The sequence below is a fragment of the Pseudomonas sp. N2-3-1-14 genome (assembly GCF_041228395.1).
Classification (GTDB): domain Bacteria; phylum Pseudomonadota; class Gammaproteobacteria; order Pseudomonadales; family Pseudomonadaceae; genus Aquipseudomonas.
On sequence record NZ_CP166199.1, the window covers coordinates 4,807,476 to 4,823,102 of the forward strand.

12 protein-coding genes are annotated in these 15,627 nt (G+C 60.5%); 3 read left to right on the top strand and 9 right to left on the bottom strand.

Annotation, left to right across the window (positions count from 1 at the left end; translation table 11 throughout):
- Positions 1-191: 191 nt before the first annotated feature.
- The gene (locus AB5I78_RS22170) at positions 192-1,523 is read right to left on the bottom strand and encodes a dicarboxylate/amino acid:cation symporter (RefSeq protein WP_145159305.1); all 1,332 of its coding nucleotides are present in this window, start codon (positions 1,521-1,523) and stop codon (positions 192-194) included.
- Positions 1,524-1,862: 339 nt separating this feature from the next.
- On the opposite strand from AB5I78_RS22170, the gene AB5I78_RS22175 reads away from it, so the two are divergent.
- Positions 1,863-2,861, top strand: coding sequence for an AraC family transcriptional regulator (locus tag AB5I78_RS22175; RefSeq protein ID WP_145159307.1), 999 nt, complete (start codon positions 1,863-1,865; stop codon positions 2,859-2,861).
- Positions 2,862-2,991: 130 nt separating this feature from the next.
- Here AB5I78_RS22175 and AB5I78_RS22180 read toward each other — a convergent pair whose 3' ends face one another.
- From AB5I78_RS22180 to AB5I78_RS22190, 3 genes are read right to left on the bottom strand one after another with little or no spacing between them, the layout of a single operon-like run.
- Complete coding sequence (locus AB5I78_RS22180; RefSeq protein ID WP_106576142.1) at positions 2,992-4,338, bottom strand: ATP-binding protein; 1,347 nt, start codon at positions 4,336-4,338, stop codon at positions 2,992-2,994.
- Positions 4,335-5,012 (bottom strand): response regulator, encoded by a 678-nt coding sequence (locus tag AB5I78_RS22185; RefSeq protein WP_017138377.1) that lies wholly within the window; start codon positions 5,010-5,012, stop codon positions 4,335-4,337. The genes AB5I78_RS22180 and AB5I78_RS22185 overlap by 4 nt, the downstream gene beginning before the upstream one ends.
- Before the next feature lie 18 nt (positions 5,013-5,030).
- Entirely contained in the window at positions 5,031-5,339 is a 309-nt protein-coding gene (locus AB5I78_RS22190; protein WP_145159311.1) for a hypothetical protein, read from the bottom strand.
- Between the two features lie 138 nt (positions 5,340-5,477).
- On the opposite strand from AB5I78_RS22190, the gene AB5I78_RS22195 reads away from it, so the two are divergent.
- On the top strand, positions 5,478-6,194 hold the full coding sequence (locus AB5I78_RS22195; protein WP_369301449.1) for a 4'-phosphopantetheinyl transferase: 717 nt from the start codon (positions 5,478-5,480) through the stop codon (positions 6,192-6,194).
- Positions 6,195-6,230: 36 nt separating this feature from the next.
- Here the strand turns inward: AB5I78_RS22195 and AB5I78_RS22200 are convergent, their stop codons facing one another.
- Both AB5I78_RS22200 and AB5I78_RS22205 read right to left on the bottom strand, forming a co-directional pair.
- Positions 6,231-7,841 carry an ATP-binding protein gene (locus AB5I78_RS22200; RefSeq protein WP_242196164.1) on the bottom strand — a complete coding sequence of 537 codons (1,611 nt, stop codon included), beginning with the start codon at positions 7,839-7,841 and terminating at the stop codon, positions 6,231-6,233.
- Complete coding sequence (locus tag AB5I78_RS22205) at positions 7,838-8,563, bottom strand: response regulator (RefSeq protein ID WP_145159317.1); 726 nt, start codon at positions 8,561-8,563, stop codon at positions 7,838-7,840. Before AB5I78_RS22205 ends, AB5I78_RS22200 begins: the two co-directional genes overlap by 4 nt.
- A 716-nt stretch (positions 8,564-9,279) precedes the next feature.
- On the opposite strand from AB5I78_RS22205, the gene AB5I78_RS22210 reads away from it, so the two are divergent.
- On the top strand, positions 9,280-12,177 hold the full coding sequence (locus tag AB5I78_RS22210; protein WP_145159319.1) for a ribonucleoside-diphosphate reductase subunit alpha: 2,898 nt from the start codon (positions 9,280-9,282) through the stop codon (positions 12,175-12,177).
- A gap of 89 nt (positions 12,178-12,266) precedes the next feature.
- Here the strand turns inward: AB5I78_RS22210 and AB5I78_RS22215 are convergent, their stop codons facing one another.
- The 3 genes from AB5I78_RS22215 to flgD form a co-directional block, all read right to left on the bottom strand.
- Positions 12,267-13,352 carry a hypothetical protein gene (locus tag AB5I78_RS22215; RefSeq protein WP_369301451.1) on the bottom strand — a complete coding sequence of 362 codons (1,086 nt, stop codon included), beginning with the start codon at positions 13,350-13,352 and terminating at the stop codon, positions 12,267-12,269.
- Positions 13,353-13,541: 189 nt separating this feature from the next.
- Positions 13,542-14,852, bottom strand: coding sequence for a flagellar hook protein FlgE (gene flgE, locus AB5I78_RS22220; RefSeq protein WP_145159354.1), 1,311 nt, complete (start codon positions 14,850-14,852; stop codon positions 13,542-13,544).
- A gap of 31 nt (positions 14,853-14,883) precedes the next feature.
- A complete protein-coding gene (flgD, locus tag AB5I78_RS22225; protein ID WP_369301452.1) occupies positions 14,884-15,618 on the bottom strand; it encodes a flagellar hook assembly protein FlgD in 735 nt (244 codons plus the stop codon).
- Between the last annotated feature and the right edge of the window lie 9 nt (positions 15,619-15,627).

Here is a 15,627-nt window from a genome sequence, read left to right on the forward strand (position 1 = left end):
GGCGTGAGTTTCATCAGCATCGTCCGGTCAGGGCCAACGGACGTAGGCAGATACGAGCCTCATCGCGATTTGATGAAGCGGTGACTGACTGTAAATCAAAAGCACCGAAAAGTGACCCCGCAGAAACGCAAAAGCCCCGATCAAGTCGGGGCGTTTGCAGAGCGTCTGGCGCGATTCACGCCTTCGGCATGTTACTTGACCGCAGGAGCAGGGCCTTCAGCCACGCCCAGGTCATCTTCCGGACGGGTGTCGGAGATGCCAGTGCCGCCGGACGCCAGCTCACTGTGCAGCTTGTCGGTGTCCAGCTCCTTGACCCACTTGGCCACAACGATGGTGGCAACGGCGTTACCGACCAGGTTGGTCAATGCGCGGGCCTCGGACATGAAGCGGTCGATACCCAGGATCAGCGCCAGGCCGGCAACCGGCAGATGGCCAACAGCCGACAGGGTGGCCGCCAGCACGATGAAGCCCGAACCGGTCACGCCTGCAGCGCCTTTGGAGGACAGCAGCAGCACCAGCAGCAAGGTGATCTGGTGGGTGATGTCCATGTGGGTGTCGGTCGCCTGAGCGATGAACACGGCCGCCATGGTCAGGTAGATCGAGGTACCGTCGAGGTTGAAGGAGTAGCCGGTCGGGATCACCAGGCCTACTACGGATTTCTTCGCGCCCAGACGCTCCATCTTGATCAGCATGCGTGGCAGTGCCGATTCGGAGGAGGAAGTCCCCAGTACGATCAACAGCTCTTCACGGATATAGCGAACCAGCTTCAACACGCTGAAACCGTGTGCGCGGCAGATGGCGCCCAGCACCACGACCACGAACAGGATGCAGGTGATGTAGAAGCAGATCATCAGCTGACCCAGCTGTACCAGCGAGCCTACACCGTAGGCGCCGATGGTGAACGCCATGGCGCCCAGGGCACCCAGTGGCGCGAGCTTCATGATCATGTTGATGATGTTGAACATCACGTGCGCGAAGCGATCGATGAAGTCCAGCACCGGCTTGCCGTAGGCACCCAGGCGGTGCAGGGCGAAACCGAAGATCACCGAGAACATCAGCACTTGCAGGATATCGCCGTTGGCGAAAGCGCCGACGATGGTGTTCGGGATCACGTTAAGGATGAAGCCAACAACGCTCTGGTCTGCACCGGCAGTCACGTAGGCCGCGACTTTGGAGGCGTCCAGGGTAGCCACGTCGATGTGCATGCCGGCGCCCGGTTGCACGACGTTAACCACGACCAGACCGATCAACAGGGCGATGGTGGAAACAACTTCGAAGTACAGCAGCGCGTAGCCACCGGTTTTGCCCACCGATTTCATGCTTTGCATGCCAGCGATGCCGCTGACAACGGTGCAGAAGATGATCGGGGCGATGACCATTTTGATCAGCTTGATGAAGCCGTCACCCAGTGGCTTGAGCGCCACGCCGGTCTGCGGGTAGAAGTGACCGAGCAAAATACCGATAACGATTGCAACGATCACCTGGAAATACAGGGATTTATACAGTGGCTGACGAGTCGTCATTGCAAAGTTCCTCAATCGCACCGTGTGGCAAATATCCGCCATTGCCCACGACACTTGAATTGCGAACCCTCCTGCACTGGAGGGATTTGTTGTTTGCGAGGTCTGCTGAAACAGACCTGCGCTGTTTTCTGTATCGCAAACGCCGTGCCACATCGCTTAAAAACGCTGAAGGCCTTTAGACATCAGGGCTAGGGGCAAGACGACGGCCCTGTACACCCTGGAAGATGTGGCGGAATTCCGCCAGGCCACCCGGTCTCGTCCTACAATTTGGCGGATATCCGCCTTGTCGCCCCTCTCGGTGATGGCTAACATCCGCCACTCCATGGACGAGGCCCTCACATGCGTGAACGTACCATCGCCAGCCACTACGCCCGGGCCGCCCTCGGCGGTGCGCGCCGGGTCGGCTACGACTGCTCGGGCCTGCTGCTGCAGGTGGGCATCACCCCCGAGCTGTTGACCGAACCCCGCGCCCGCATCGCCCCCGAGCAATTTACCCGGCTTTTGCAGAGGTTGTGGCTGGCGCTGGACGACGAATACCTGGGGTTTGCCGAAGGCCCGAGCAAGCGCGGCACTTTCGCCATGATGTGCCACGCGCTGATTCACTGCCGCACCCTGGAGAAGGCTCTGGAACGCGGCTTATTATTTTATAGCCTATTCCCACAGGGTCCGCGCTGGCAGCTGACGAGAGAAGGCGATATGGCCCGGCTGAGCCTGGACGATTCGCAGCTGTGGGACCCGGATCACTTCCTCAGTGAATGCCTGCTGGTGATCTGGCATCGCCTGGGCAGTTGGTTGATCGGCCAGCGTATCCGCCTGCAACAGGCAACGTTCAGCTACCCGATGCCGGCCCATGCCGGCGAATACGACCTGCTCTTTCCCTGCCCTCAGGTATTCGGCGCGCCACACAGCAGCCTGGTATTTCCCAGCCGCTACCTGAGCTTGCCGCTGCTGCAGGACGAACGCACCCTCAAGCATTTTCTCGAGCGCTCCCCCGCCGACCTGCTGTCGCGGCCGGATGAAGGCGACAGCCTGAGCAGCCAGCTGCGCCGCCTGTTGAGCCGCGACCGCACGCCCTGGCCGGACCTGGAAGCGGTCGCGCAGCACTTGCACATCAGTCCTCAAACCCTGCGCAGGCATTTACGTGAGGAAGGCACCAGCTTTCAGGCGCTCAAGGATGAATTGCGACGGGACATTGCCATCTATCACTTGGGACGAGCGGATTTGTCGTTGCAGGAGATTGCCGAGCAACTGGGGTTCTCCGAGCCGTCGGCGTTTCATCGGGCGTTCAAGAAGTGGACGGGCTTGACGCCGGGGGCGTATCGGGCGCAGGAGAGTTAGCGGTGTGGTGCCATTGCCGGCCCCTTCGCGAGCAAGCCCGCTCCCACATTTAACCGCGTTTATCCTGTAGGAATGCGGTCGAATGTGGGAGCGGGCTTGCTCGCGAAGGGGCCAGTGGAGTCAACAGAGATCACAAGGCCGGAAAGTGAATCTTGAACGCCGCGCCGCCCAATGGTGAGTCGCCCAAGGTCAGCCGCGCGCTGTAGCTTTCAATAATGTCCTTGACCACCGCCAAACCAATGCCCTGCCCCGGATGCTGGCGGTCCAGCCGCTCACCCCTTTGCAGAATCCGCGCACGCTGATCAGGCGGCACGCCAGGCCCGTCATCTTCAATGCACAGCTCGGTGCCTTCAAGGCTTTCTGTCAGGCTGATGCGCACTTCGCTCAGGCACAGGCGATAGGCGTTTTCCAGCAAGTTGCCGAGCATTTCGAGCAACGCGCCCTTCTCGATCGGCACATCGCATTCGGCCGGCAACTCAAAAGTCACCGTCACGCGTTTATCGCGATAGACCTTGTCCAGCGTGTCACACAGGCTTTGCAATACCGGCTCAAGGCGCACCTGGTGGCGCACCAGCCCGCTTTTGCGCAAGCTGGCACGCTGCAACTGGTAGCCGATCTGCTGGCTCATCCGTTCGATCTGCGACTGCAATACCCACGCCTGGCCGCGATCTTCCGGGCGCTGGGCCATGTCTTCACTCACACCCTGCAACACGGCCAGCGGCGTTTTCAGGCTATGGGCCAAGTCGTCGAGGGAATCGCGGTAGCGCGCCCGTTGTTCACGCTCGCTGTGCAGCAACCGGTTGAGAGAGCCCGTCAGACGCAGCAATTCTCGTGGATGCTCCTCGGAAAGGCTTTCGCGGGTGCCGCCTTCGATCTGGTCAAGTTCCTGGCTAAGGCGCCGCAGTGCTTGCAGGCCCCACGTCAGGCCCAGCCACAGCAACGTCAGCAACACCAGCAAGGCCGCGCCGAACCCCAGATAGAGGTTTTCCCGCAGGCCTTCAAGGGTCAGCTGGTATTCGCGCACTGGCTGCAGGGCCACGATACTGAACGCCGCGCTCTTGCCGCCCAGCAGCTTGACCTCGACGTCATACACGAAAAATTCCTGACCATTGGCCTCGCGTATGCGCGCGAACTCATTACCGCGCCCGTCGTAGCGCGGCTTGTAGTTGATGTTTTCTTCCTGGGTAGCGCGTGAGCGCCATACCAGATGGCCTTCACGGTCGTAGATATAGCCAAGCAGACGGCTATCGGTGAGGTTGAAACGCTCGTCCGGCAACTGCGCAGGCATCAGCAGGCGATTGTTTTCGACGCGCGCAGCGGAAATCAGGGTGGTGACGTCCGACGCCAGGCGCTGCTCGATGGAATCCTGCAGCGCCAGGCTGAATGCCCCTTGCATGGCGGGCAATAAGCCCAGCATGAACAACACGGCCAGGGTGGTGGCCGCCAGCATCAAGCGCACACGTAACGAGCGTATCAACGGCAGCGCTCATTAAACAGGTAACCCAGGCCCCGCACGGTGTCGATCGGCTTGAACCCGGCTGGCCCTTCCAGCTTGCGGCGCAGGCGGCCGACGAGCACTTCGATCACGTTCGGATCGCGCTCGTCGTCATCGGGATAAAGCTGCTCCATCAGGCGGTCCTTGGCGACAACTTGCTGATGGTGGCGCATCAAGTATTCGAGAATCCGATACTCATAGGCGGTCAGCGCCAGCGGCTGCTCATCCAGGGACGCTTGCTTGCGATTGAGGTCCAGCAGCAAGGGCCCGGCAACAATGGTCGACTGGGTGAAACCGCTGGAGCGGCGCAGCAAGGCGTTCATCCGCGCCTCCAGCTCTTCGAACTGGAACGGCTTGACCACGTAGTCGTCAGCGCCGGCCGCCAAGCCTTCGACCTTGTCCTGCCAGTTGCCGCGGGCGGTGAGGATCAGGATCGGGAAGGTCTTGGCCTGGCTGCGCAGTTGGCGGATCAGGTCCAGGCCGCCCATGCCGGGCAGGCCCAGGTCGATGATGGCCAGGTCATGGTTGAATTGCCCGGTCTGGTACAGGGCTTCCTCGGCATTGGCCACGGCCTCGACCACGTGCCCGCTGTCGGTCAGGCGGGTGAACAGGTGATGACGCAACAGCGCCTCATCTTCCACGACCAGCAATTTCATAAGGCTCTCCAAGGCAATTCAACTGTCCGACAGGGGGATATCATAGCGGCCCTGCAAGTCTTGCGGGCGCAGTTTAATGCCATTGTATTGGCCCGTCAGGTGTTCGTAACCGGTGCGGTAGGCAGGTTGCGGGGCGCTCAGGCCCAGGGACTGGCCCCACGGCGCGGCCTGGGTGCCCGCGTCTTCGAAGCTGACACGATGGATCAGGTTGCTGGACTTCTTGGTTTTCTCGCCACCAAAGGCCGCAAATGCACCGTCCGACGCCTGGACGCCGGCAGTGGCACTGAGCATGGTTAACGCCAACATCAGCTTTTTGATCGCAGTCATGGTGCTTACCTCTACGCGTTTTGGCTGTTGAGCCCAGACTACGCAGGCGCCCCTGAACTCCCCCTGAACGGGCTCTGAACCGGGCCTGAACCGTGACGGGCTATCCACTGGCGCGCCAACTGACGCAAAATACCGCGCATGACGCCTCTACCCGCTTGCTGCACCCCACTCGATGCCCATTGGCCGCTGCCCGCTCCGTTGCCGGGCACGGTGTTTCTGAGCACCCGTTTCGATCCGGCCTTATTAGCCGCCGGTGATTTCCAGCGCTGCGCGGTGCCGCCTCCGGCCAGCATCCAGCGCTCAGTGGCCAAGCGCCAGGCGGAGTTTCTCGCCGGCCGCCTGTGCGCCCGCGCGGCGCTGCAACAACTCGATCACCTTGATTGCGTGCCGCCCATCGGCGAAGACCGTGCGCCGGTGTGGCCTGAACACATCAGCGGCTCAATCACCCACAGCACCGGGCATGCGGCGGCGATTGTCGGGCACAAGGCGCAATGGCGTGGGCTGGGGATGGACCTGGAAAATGTGCTGGCCCTGGACCGGGCCGAACGCCTGGCCGGGGAGATTCTGACGGCTGAAGAAATGCAGCGCATGGCAAGCGTGCCGCGCGAGCAGGTCGCCTTGTTGGTGACGCTGACGTTTTCGGCCAAGGAAAGCCTGTTCAAGGCGCTCTACCCGATCGTGCAGAAGCGCTTTTACTTCGAACATGCCGAGGTGGTGGCGTGGTCCGAGACCGGGCAGGTGCGACTAAGGCTGCTGACCGACCTGTCTGCCGAGTGGTGCCATGGCACGGAGTTGGAGGCGCAGTTTGCGGTGGAAGGTGAGCAATTGTTGAGTCTAGTGGCCGTCAGGGCCTGATCTGACGCCATCGCTGGCTCGCCTGCGATAGCGATCTCAAGCCTTCTCCTGATCCCTGGGCCAACTCAGGCTGAAACACGCCCCACCCAGGTTGTTGCTCTTGCTGATCAACGCCCGCCCGCCGTGCCAATAGATGATCCGCCGCACAATCGACAAACCCAGGCCGTGCCCGCCGGAGGCGCGGGTGCGGCTGTCGTCCAAGCGCAGAAACGGCGTAAAGATGCGCTCCCAGGCGCTTTCCGGCACACCGGGGCCGTCATCTTCCACATCAATGCGGCAACGCACCTGCCCGACCTGGTAGCTGATCAACACCTGGCCCTGGGCGTGGCGCATCGCATTGCTCACCAGGTTTTGCACAGCGCGGTGCAGGTAGCGCGGCTCGGCATCGACCCAGGCGTCGTCCCAATGCGCCGACGACAGGCAAATACCACGGGCCACGTTGACCTGAGGGCGCAGTGGCGACAATTCGCCGATCACCTGATCGAGCAACGCGCTGAGGTCAACCCGCTGAAAATTCAGCTCCGGCGCGCCCTGCTCCAGGCGGGCGTAGGTGAGCATTTCGTCAACCAGGCCATCCAGGTCTTGAATGTCGCTGTCCATGCCGTCCATGTATTTGCGCCGCGCCTCGGGGCTGGCGGCGTCGCCGATCATCTCCAGGCCAAAGCGCAGGCGTGCCACCGGAGTGCGCAATTCGTGGGACACCGCCCGCACCAGCTCACGCTGAATCGCCAGTAACTGCTGCAAGTGCTCGGCCATGCCATTAAAGGCCGCCGCCAGTCGCCCCACCGAGTCGGCGCCGCGTGCCGGCACGCGGACCTCCAGATTGCCTTTGGCGATGCGTGTGGCCGCCGCTTCCAGCCCCTTAAGGCGCCGCTCAAGCTGACGCACCAACAGATACACGATCAAGCCGATCAGGGTCAGGCTGATCAAGGCGATCAGGATCAGCCACTGCGGCGGGTAAGGGTTCATTTGGTACAGCGGGCCGATTTCCAGTACCCATGGCGTCCCGACCATGCCGGCAAACACGCGGATCGAATCGCCGCCCTTGCCCAAGGCCATCACCGTGTCGCCTTCCGAAACCCGGCGACGCTGATCGTCGTCCATGTCCGCTTGATCCAGGGTCATCAGGTGCATGTCAAAACCAAAGCCCTTGGCTTCTTTTATGTCAGCGAGTTTTTGCGGCTGCTCGGCGACCGGAAAGCGCACCAGTTCGTCCGCCAGCAGGTAAATCGTCGCGCGGGCCAATTGTTCGCTGATCTGTTGCACTTCGCCGGTGAGTACCAGCTGTTCCTGCTCGCTGACCAGGCGCAGTACCCGCGCCGCGTGCGGCCCGGTCTGCTCGACCAGCACCTGGCCGCGTTGCAGGCGGTTGCGTTGGCTCAGGTCCAGTTGCGCGTCGGTGAGTGTGCGCAGTTCCAGGGGAATGCCCAGCAAACGCTCCCACACCGCCAGGGCTCGCTGGCGTTCGATGGCGCTCATGGGCTGCAGGTTGTCGCCCATCAACGCGAAGGTGCCGTGGGCCAGGCGTTCACGGTATTGACCGCTGCGCACTTCATTGAGCAGGTGCAAGGCCAGTACGCCCAGCAGCGCGACCAGGATCAGCGCCGCGCACATGCCGCCGTAGATGCGCAGGAAGATTGAGTTCACAGCGGCATATCGGCAGCGGCTTCGGGGACGAACAGGTAGCCTTTGCTGCGGATCGTCTTGATCAGGCGCGGGTGGATCGGGTCGTCGCCGATTTTGGGGCGAATGCGTGAGATGCGTACATCAATGGAGCGGTCCTGGCCGTCGTAGCCGATGCCGCGCAGGGCGATAAAGATCTCTTCGCGCGACAGGATGCGCCCGGCATTCGCCACCAGCAGCCATAGCAGGTCGAATTCGGCACTGGTCAACTCAATGCCGCCTTCGTGCAGCCAGGCTTCGCGCAGAGCGTTGTCCACCACCAACGGGCCAAATTGCAGGCGACGCTGGTTTTCCACGGCGATCGGCAAGGCCGGCTCACTGCGCCGCAGCAGGGCCTGGATACGCGCCAGCAACAGGCGCGGGCGCACGGGTTTGCACACGTAATCATCGGCGCCCATGTCCAGGCCCTGCACCTGGTCCATGTCATCGGTGCGTGCAGTGAGCATCAGGATCACACCGTCATAGCGCTCGCGCACACTGCGGCAGATGCTCAGGCCATCTTCGCCGGGCAGCATCAGGTCGAGGATCACCAGGTCGGGCTGTTCGGCAATGATGCGTGCCGCCGCCAGGGCGCCGTCGCTTTCCACCGCCACCCGCAGGCCGTTGCTCTGCAAATAATCACGGGTCAACTCGGCCAATCGCTCGTCGTCCTCGACGATCAATATCTGCCAGGCTTCTTGCTCCATGCGCTACCTCGGTTCTAATTATTGTCATCTACGGGGCACACACTGCTGCCTCTATTGAGGGCCGATTGTAGCCATGCGCCAGCCCTCTGGCACAAGCCGGGAAATCCATTCGGTGATCGCATTTTTTTGTGGTAGGGTTCGCGCCCTCAAAATTCCAATCGGCTGTTTTTACCTTGGAATATTCGGTGACAAACGGCGCGATCCAGTAGTACTGCGGCCTACACGGGCGTTCTACGATTCATACACATTTTACCCACAGCGTTATCCACAGGTAGTGCGTTGCTAAGCCCCCCAAAACGCATTATCTTGTACCTCGGCGCTAAAAAAACCCTACATGTAGGGTTTTAAGCGAAAAACCAAACACAGATCAGACAAGAAACTCAAGCGCTTTCTTGCTCCCGTTTGGTTGGAACCAACGCATTTTTTAAAAGCCCAAACCGCGCACGCGGATGGCAGCCGTTTTCCAGCCTCCAGGGCAGAAAGCGGTACGGGTGTTGCAGTGCTTGAAGCGAGCAACTGTCACCCACCAGGAATACGGCGAAGGGCGCCTCATGGCCCGAACCGAAGACTTCGGCATGGAAGCGGCGCGATGAGCTCCCTTCCTCCTGTCCCGAAGTTGTTATGCCAGGCCCCAGGCCTGCTGTAAGTGCTTCAGGACGGAACGGTGGGCACCGTGATGGTGCCCAAATAAATATAGAATGTGGAGACAACCCCCCATGCAAACCGACACAACTCGCGAGAACCCGCAGGGCTCCGTGCCGCAGGCCGCTGATTCGAACCTGGATCTGTCCGCCACTGCACCTGGCCAACTGCGAGTGATCAAGCGTAACGGCACTGTCGTTCCTTACACCGATGACAAAATCACCGTCGCCATCACCAAAGCGTTTCTTGCAGTTGAAGGCGGCACCGCTGCTGCCTCGTCGCGCATCCATGACACCGTTGCCCGCCTGACCGAACAAGTCACTGCGACCTTCAAGCGTCGCATGCCCTCGGGCGGCACCATCCACATCGAAGAAATCCAGGACCAGGTCGAACTGGCCCTGATGCGTGCCGGCGAGCAGAAAGTTGCCCGCGACTACGTGATCTACCGTGACTCCCGCGCCAAAGAGCGCGCTGTACGCACCCCGGCTGAAGAAGCTGCCGTGCAAGCTCACCCGTCGATCCGCATCACCCTGGCTGACGGCACCTTTGCGCCGCTGGACCTGGGCCGCCTGAACACCATCATCACCGAGGCCTGCGAAGGCCTGGAAGAAGTCGACGGTGACCTGATCCAGCGCGAAACCCTGAAGAACCTGTACGACGGCGTGGCCCTGACCGACGTCAACACCGCCCTGGTGATGACCGCCCGTACCCTGGTTGAACGTGAGCCGAACTACTCGTTCGTGACCGCGCGCCTGCTGATGGACACCCTGCGTGCCGAAGGCCTGGGCTTCCTGAAAGTCGCCGACAGCGCCACCCACCACGAGATGGCTGACCTGTACGCCAAGGCCCTGCCTGCCTACATCGCCAAGGGTATCGAGTTCGAATTGCTCAACCCGATCCTGGCCACCTTCGACCTGGAAAAACTCGGCAAGGCGATCAACCACGAGCGCGATCAGCAGTTCACCTACCTGGGCCTGCAGACCCTGTACGACCGTTACTTCATCCACAAGGACGGTATCCGTTTCGAACTGCCGCAAGTGTTCTTCATGCGCGTGGCCATGGGCCTGGCGATCGAAGAGAAGCACAAAGAAGACCGCGCCATCGAGTTCTACAACCTGTTGTCGTCCTTCGACTACATGTCATCGACCCCGACCCTGTTCAACGCTGGCACCCTGCGTCCACAGCTGTCGAGCTGCTACCTGACCACCGTGCCGGATGACCTGTCGGGCATCTACCACGCGATCCACGACAACGCCATGTTGTCCAAATTCGCCGGCGGCCTGGGCAACGACTGGACCCCTGTGCGTGCACTGGGTTCGTACATCAAGGGCACCAACGGCAAGTCCCAGGGCGTTGTACCGTTCCTCAAAGTAGTGAACGACACCGCTGTAGCCGTGAACCAGGGTGGCAAGCGCAAAGGCGCTGTGTGTGCCTACCTGGAAACCTGGCACATGGACATTGAAGAGTTCATCGAGCTGCGCAAGAACACCGGTGATGACCGTCGTCGTACCCACGACATGAACACCGCAAACTGGATTCCTGACCTGTTCATGAAGCGTGTCTTCGATGACGGCCCGTGGACCCTGTTCTCGCCATCGGAAGTACCAGACCTGCACGACCTGACCGGCAAGGCCTTCGAAGAGCGTTACGAGTACTACGAAGCCCTGTCCCAGTACCCAGGCAAGATCAAGCTGTTCAAGACCATCCAGGCCAAAGACCTGTGGCGCAAAATGCTGTCCATGCTGTTTGAAACCGGCCACCCATGGCTGACCTTCAAAGACCCGTGCAACCTGCGCAGCCCGCAGCAGCACGTGGGCGTGGTCCACAGCTCGAACCTGTGCACCGAGATCACCTTGAACACCAACAAGGACGAGATCGCCGTTTGCAACCTGGGCTCGATCAACCTGCCGAACCACATCGTCAACGGCAAGCTGGACACCGCCAAGCTGGAACGCACCGTGAACACCGCCGTTCGCATGCTCGATAACGTTATCGACATCAACTACTACTCGGTACCACAGGCGCAGAACTCCAACTTCAAGCACCGTCCGGTCGGCCTGGGCATCATGGGCTTCCAGGACGCACTGTACCTGCAGCACATTCCTTACGGTTCGGACGCTGCAGTCGAGTTCGCCGACAAGTCGATGGAAGCGGTCAGCTACTACGCCATCCAGGCTTCCTGCGACCTGGCCGACGAGCGCGGTGCCTACGAGACGTTCCAGGGTTCGCTGTGGTCCAAAGGCATCCTGCCGCTGGATTCGCAACAGATCCTGATCGAGCAGCGTGGCCAGAAGTACATCGACGTTGACCTGGAAGAGTCCCTGGACTGGGCCCCGGTACGTGCCCGTGTGCAGAAAGGCATTCGTAACTCCAACATCATGGCCATCGCACCGACCGCCACCATCGCCAACATCACTGGCGTATCGCAGTCGATCGAACCGACCTACCAGAACCTGTATGTGAAATCGAACCTGTCGGGCGAATTCACCGTGATCAACCCGTACCTGGTTCGCGACCTGAAAGCTCGTGGCCTGTGGGATTCGGTCATGATCAACGACCTGAAGTACTACGACGGTTCGGTGCAGCAGATCGAGCGCATCCCGCAAGAACTCAAAGAGCTCTACGCAACTGCGTTCGAAGTGGACACCAAGTGGATCGTTGACGCCGCCAGCCGCCGTCAGAAGTGGATCGACCAGGCCCAATCGCTGAACCTGTACATCGCTGGCGCATCGGGCAAGAAGCTCGACGTGACCTACCGCATGGCCTGGTACCGTGGCCTGAAAACCACTTACTACCTCCGTGCCCTGGCCGCGACCAGCACCGAGAAGTCGACCATCAACACCGGCAAGCTGAACGCTGTTTCCAGCGGCGGCAACCACGGTGATGATTCGGTTCTCGCAGCACCAGCCGGTCCAGCGCCAGTGCCAAAGGCCTGCGCGATTGATGAGCCGGATTGCGAAGCTTGCCAATAAGCTGAGCTGATCCCGGGCTTGATTGCCCGGGGTTGAAAAAAACCGATAGACCCTGCTGCAGTGGGTTTATCGGTTTTTTTGTTTTTACGCTAAACGAATTCGTAGGCGTTGCCTTCCTGGGGAGCGCCGCCCCGCCCTCCCCACAACTCCACGCGACCGCCAATCACCGCCATTGAATGGCCGCCATAGTCGACAACGCCCAGTGTGCCGCTTGCCAGCTCCAAACTCGAAGAGGCTTTGTAGAGGCCCTTCAACCCAAGCCGGTCCAGCGCCTCTTGCCCCATCTCACCGTTGTTCAAGCTTTGCATCGCATGCGCAAAACTCTGTTTTGAAGCCTCGGGATTGTCATCAAAACCATTCCCTTCCATCTGTGCACGCTTGGCACTCACCGCGTACATGAAGTTGGCGTCGGTCATCATCGAGGGGTTATCCCCCTTGAACTGCGCGTAACTGGCGGCGTACCTCAGTTCAGCCTTGGATAAATCCAGTTCGAACCCATCGCGCATCTTGACGTGATAGCCACCAGCGGTCTCATGCACCTCAGCGAAAACATCAGTGGGCTTCTGCCCAAACTTCATCATCGCCCCCTTTATCGCGGCAACCGTGACGCAATTACCATCAGGCCCCTGGCTGAATCCACTCCAGATATTGTCCGGCTTCTTGCCCGGGTTACTTGCGTCCGGCGTGTAGTTGAAATGCTTGGAGCCCTCGGTAATCGGCAGATTACTCATGGGCTCACTGCCGCCAAAATCGCTTGGATTAACCCGGCGGCCATCACCCCCACCGCCACCGCGATCTGGCGACGGTGTGGGACGCGGTGTTGGAGACGGAGTCGCGTCATCTGCAAACAGCTCCGGAAACAGCCTCTTCAACAGCGCAAGAAAATCCGTGACAGCATCGCGCTTCAGCTGCTCAAGGATCGCTTTGAATTTTTCCTCTCCCAGCGCGTTTCGCTTGTCATTGAGCTTGTCGCGCAGGTCCTGGACCGTCTGGTTTTTGGAGGTTTTCTCGGCGTCATCCAACTGCCTGAGAAGCTGCGTGACCGCCTCTTTATCGGCATCGAACACATCCCGGCTGCCCTCTGATCGGCTGACGCCATTCAGGAACTGCCCTGCCCACCCAACGCCATAACGCACACCTCCAGCCCCTTGGCCGGACATCGACGAACTTCCCATACCGAGCCACCTTGTGATCGAACACGTTGAGGCTTGATGAGTGGGAAGAACCGTGTGGCCGGTTCCAACACGGGCCTGTCGGCTGTAATCAGGCGAGAGGTGGGAATACTCCCCGATGCCAAATGGCAGGCAAAAAAAAGCCCCTCGATCGAGGGGCTTTTGTTGCGCGTGCGCGTCAGGCCAACAGCATCAGGTCATCTGGATGATGGTCTGCATGATGGTGCTCTGAGTGGAGATGGTCTTGGCGTTCGCCTGATAGTTGCTCTGGGCCTTGATCAGGTCCACCAGCTCGTTGGTCAGGTTGACGTTGGAGTTCTCCAAAGATTTGGACACGATCGAACCCAGGGTACCGGCTTGCGGGGTGTCGTAACCCGGCTGGCCCGATGCATAGGTTTCTTTCCAAGTGGTGCCGCCCGCCGGCTGCAGGCCTTGTTCGTTGTTGAAGCTGGCCAGGGAAAGCTGGCCGATGGACTTGCTCTGCTGGTTGCTGAAGGTGGCGAACAACACGCCGTTACCGTCAATGTTCAGGCCGGTGATCTGGCCGGTGGCGTAGCCATCGGTGACCGGTGGGTTACGGTAGGTGGCCGAGTTGTACTGGGTGATGTTGCTCATGTTGATAGCAATCCCACCAGGGTTGGCGTTCGCACCGTTTTGGGTCCACACGCCGTCGGTCACTGTGCCTGGCACCCAGCCGGTCAGCTGCAAGGTGGTGCTGGAAGTGGTGCCCGTGACAATCCCGGTGAGCTTGCCGGAACCGTCGAAGCTCAACGTCGAGGCGACCGGCGGCGTCGAGCCTGTGCCGGTAGGCGCCGAACCGTCAGGGTTACGGCCATCGATCAGGGTGTAGGATTTCCAGGTGTTGGAATCTGTTTTCACCAGGTATTGCACCATTGGGTGGGCGTTGCCCTGGGTGTCATACAAGGTGGTGTTGTATTGGGTGCTGAAGGTGGTGGAGTCTGTTGGATCAAACGGCTTGGTCGTCTGATCGATCACCGGCGAAGACGAGTTCAGGTTACTGGTGGAATCGACTTTGGTGGACGCCTTGGGTGGCAGGTTCGACAGGTTCAGTTGCAGGTCGGTCAGCGCGCCCTTGATGATGTTGCCGTCGGCGTCCGCCGCGTAGCCTTGCAGGCGCGAGGTGCCGGTGTTGTTGGTGATGTAGCCATCCTTATCCGAACGGAAGGCACCGCTGCGGGTGTATTCCAGCGAGCCGTCACTGCCCTTCTGAACGAAGAAGCCGCCGCCCTGGATCGCCATGTCCAGCAGACCACCGGTGTTGTTGACGTCACCCTGGGTGAACTGCTGGGAAACGGCCGCCAGGTTCACACCACTGCCAACACTGTTCTGGCCGGTGCCCAGCTTGGACGCGGCGTAGATGTCCGAGAACTCGGCACGGGACGACTTGAAGCCCGTGGTCGCGACGTTGGCGATGTTGTTGCCGGTCACGTCCAGTTGTTTGTTGGCCGCATAGAGGCCGCTAAGGCCGATGTTAAAAGACATGTTTCTCTCCTTCTGCCGTATTTAGCCGGCTCTATGTACCGATAGTCTGAATTTGCGACAGCTTGACGCTGCCCATGCCGCCGGCAAGGTTGAGCAGCATTTCGCCGCCGGTCTGGCTCAACGTCACGCTGGTCACTGTTGCCGGCAGCGAGGTCAACAAGGCAACCGAGTCGCCCGTATCATTTTTGGTGCTGGCCGCGAAGGTATAAGTCCCGGCGGGTGCGACCTCGCCGTTATCGTCCTTGCCATCCCAGATAAAGCTGGAATCACCGGCGCTTTGGGCGCCCATGTCGAGGGTGCGGACCACGTTGCCGTCCTTGTCGGTGATCTTCACGGAGACGTTGCCCGTCGCCGCGGTCACCGCCACCGAGCCGGTCATGCTCTTGCTGGTATCAACCATGGCCTTGTCGGTCTGGGTGATGATCGAACGCCCGACCATCGACGACGCCTGCAGCGCTTGCGAGGAGCTGAAGCTGCTGGAGATCGCATTCACCGAGTCGTTCAGGGTGTTGATGCCTTCCAGGCTACTGAACTGAGCCAGCTGGGCCACGAAGGCGCCGTTGTCCTGTGGCGACAGCGGGTCCTGGTTTTTCAGCTGGGTTACCAGCAGCTGCAGGAATGCATCTTTACCCAGCGCCTGGTTACCGGTGGCCGCCGTGGCCACCGAAGCGAGGCCGCTGTTGTCCGTCGAGGTCTTGACCTTGGAGTTGAAAAGGTCCTGAACCGGCGTGTTGGTTGTCGTAGAAGTGCTATCAACAATGGCCATTATTTGGCG

Bases quoted from the DNA above. Each gene is read 5' to 3' on its own strand.
- AB5I78_RS22195 (WP_369301449.1), top strand. From the start codon at position 5,478: ATGACGCCTCTACCCGCTTGCTGCACCCCACTCGATGCCCATTGGCCG.
- AB5I78_RS22190 (WP_145159311.1), bottom strand. From the start codon at position 5,339: ATGACTGCGATCAAAAAGCTGATGTTGGCGTTAACCATGCTCAGTGCC.
- AB5I78_RS22170 (WP_145159305.1), bottom strand. From the start codon at position 1,523: ATGACGACTCGTCAGCCACTGTATAAATCCCTGTATTTCCAGGTGATC.
- flgD (WP_369301452.1), bottom strand. From the start codon at position 15,618: ATGGCCATTGTTGATAGCACTTCTACGACAACCAACACGCCGGTTCAG.
- AB5I78_RS22175 (WP_145159307.1), top strand. From the start codon at position 1,863: ATGCGTGAACGTACCATCGCCAGCCACTACGCCCGGGCCGCCCTCGGC.
- AB5I78_RS22185 (WP_017138377.1), bottom strand. From the start codon at position 5,012: ATGAAATTGCTGGTCGTGGAAGATGAGGCGCTGTTGCGTCATCACCTG.
- AB5I78_RS22215 (WP_369301451.1), bottom strand. From the start codon at position 13,352: ATGGGAAGTTCGTCGATGTCCGGCCAAGGGGCTGGAGGTGTGCGTTAT.
- AB5I78_RS22210 (WP_145159319.1), top strand. From the start codon at position 9,280: ATGCAAACCGACACAACTCGCGAGAACCCGCAGGGCTCCGTGCCGCAG.
- AB5I78_RS22205 (WP_145159317.1), bottom strand. From the start codon at position 8,563: ATGGAGCAAGAAGCCTGGCAGATATTGATCGTCGAGGACGACGAGCGA.
- flgE (WP_145159354.1), bottom strand. From the start codon at position 14,852: ATGTCTTTTAACATCGGCCTTAGCGGCCTCTATGCGGCCAACAAACAA.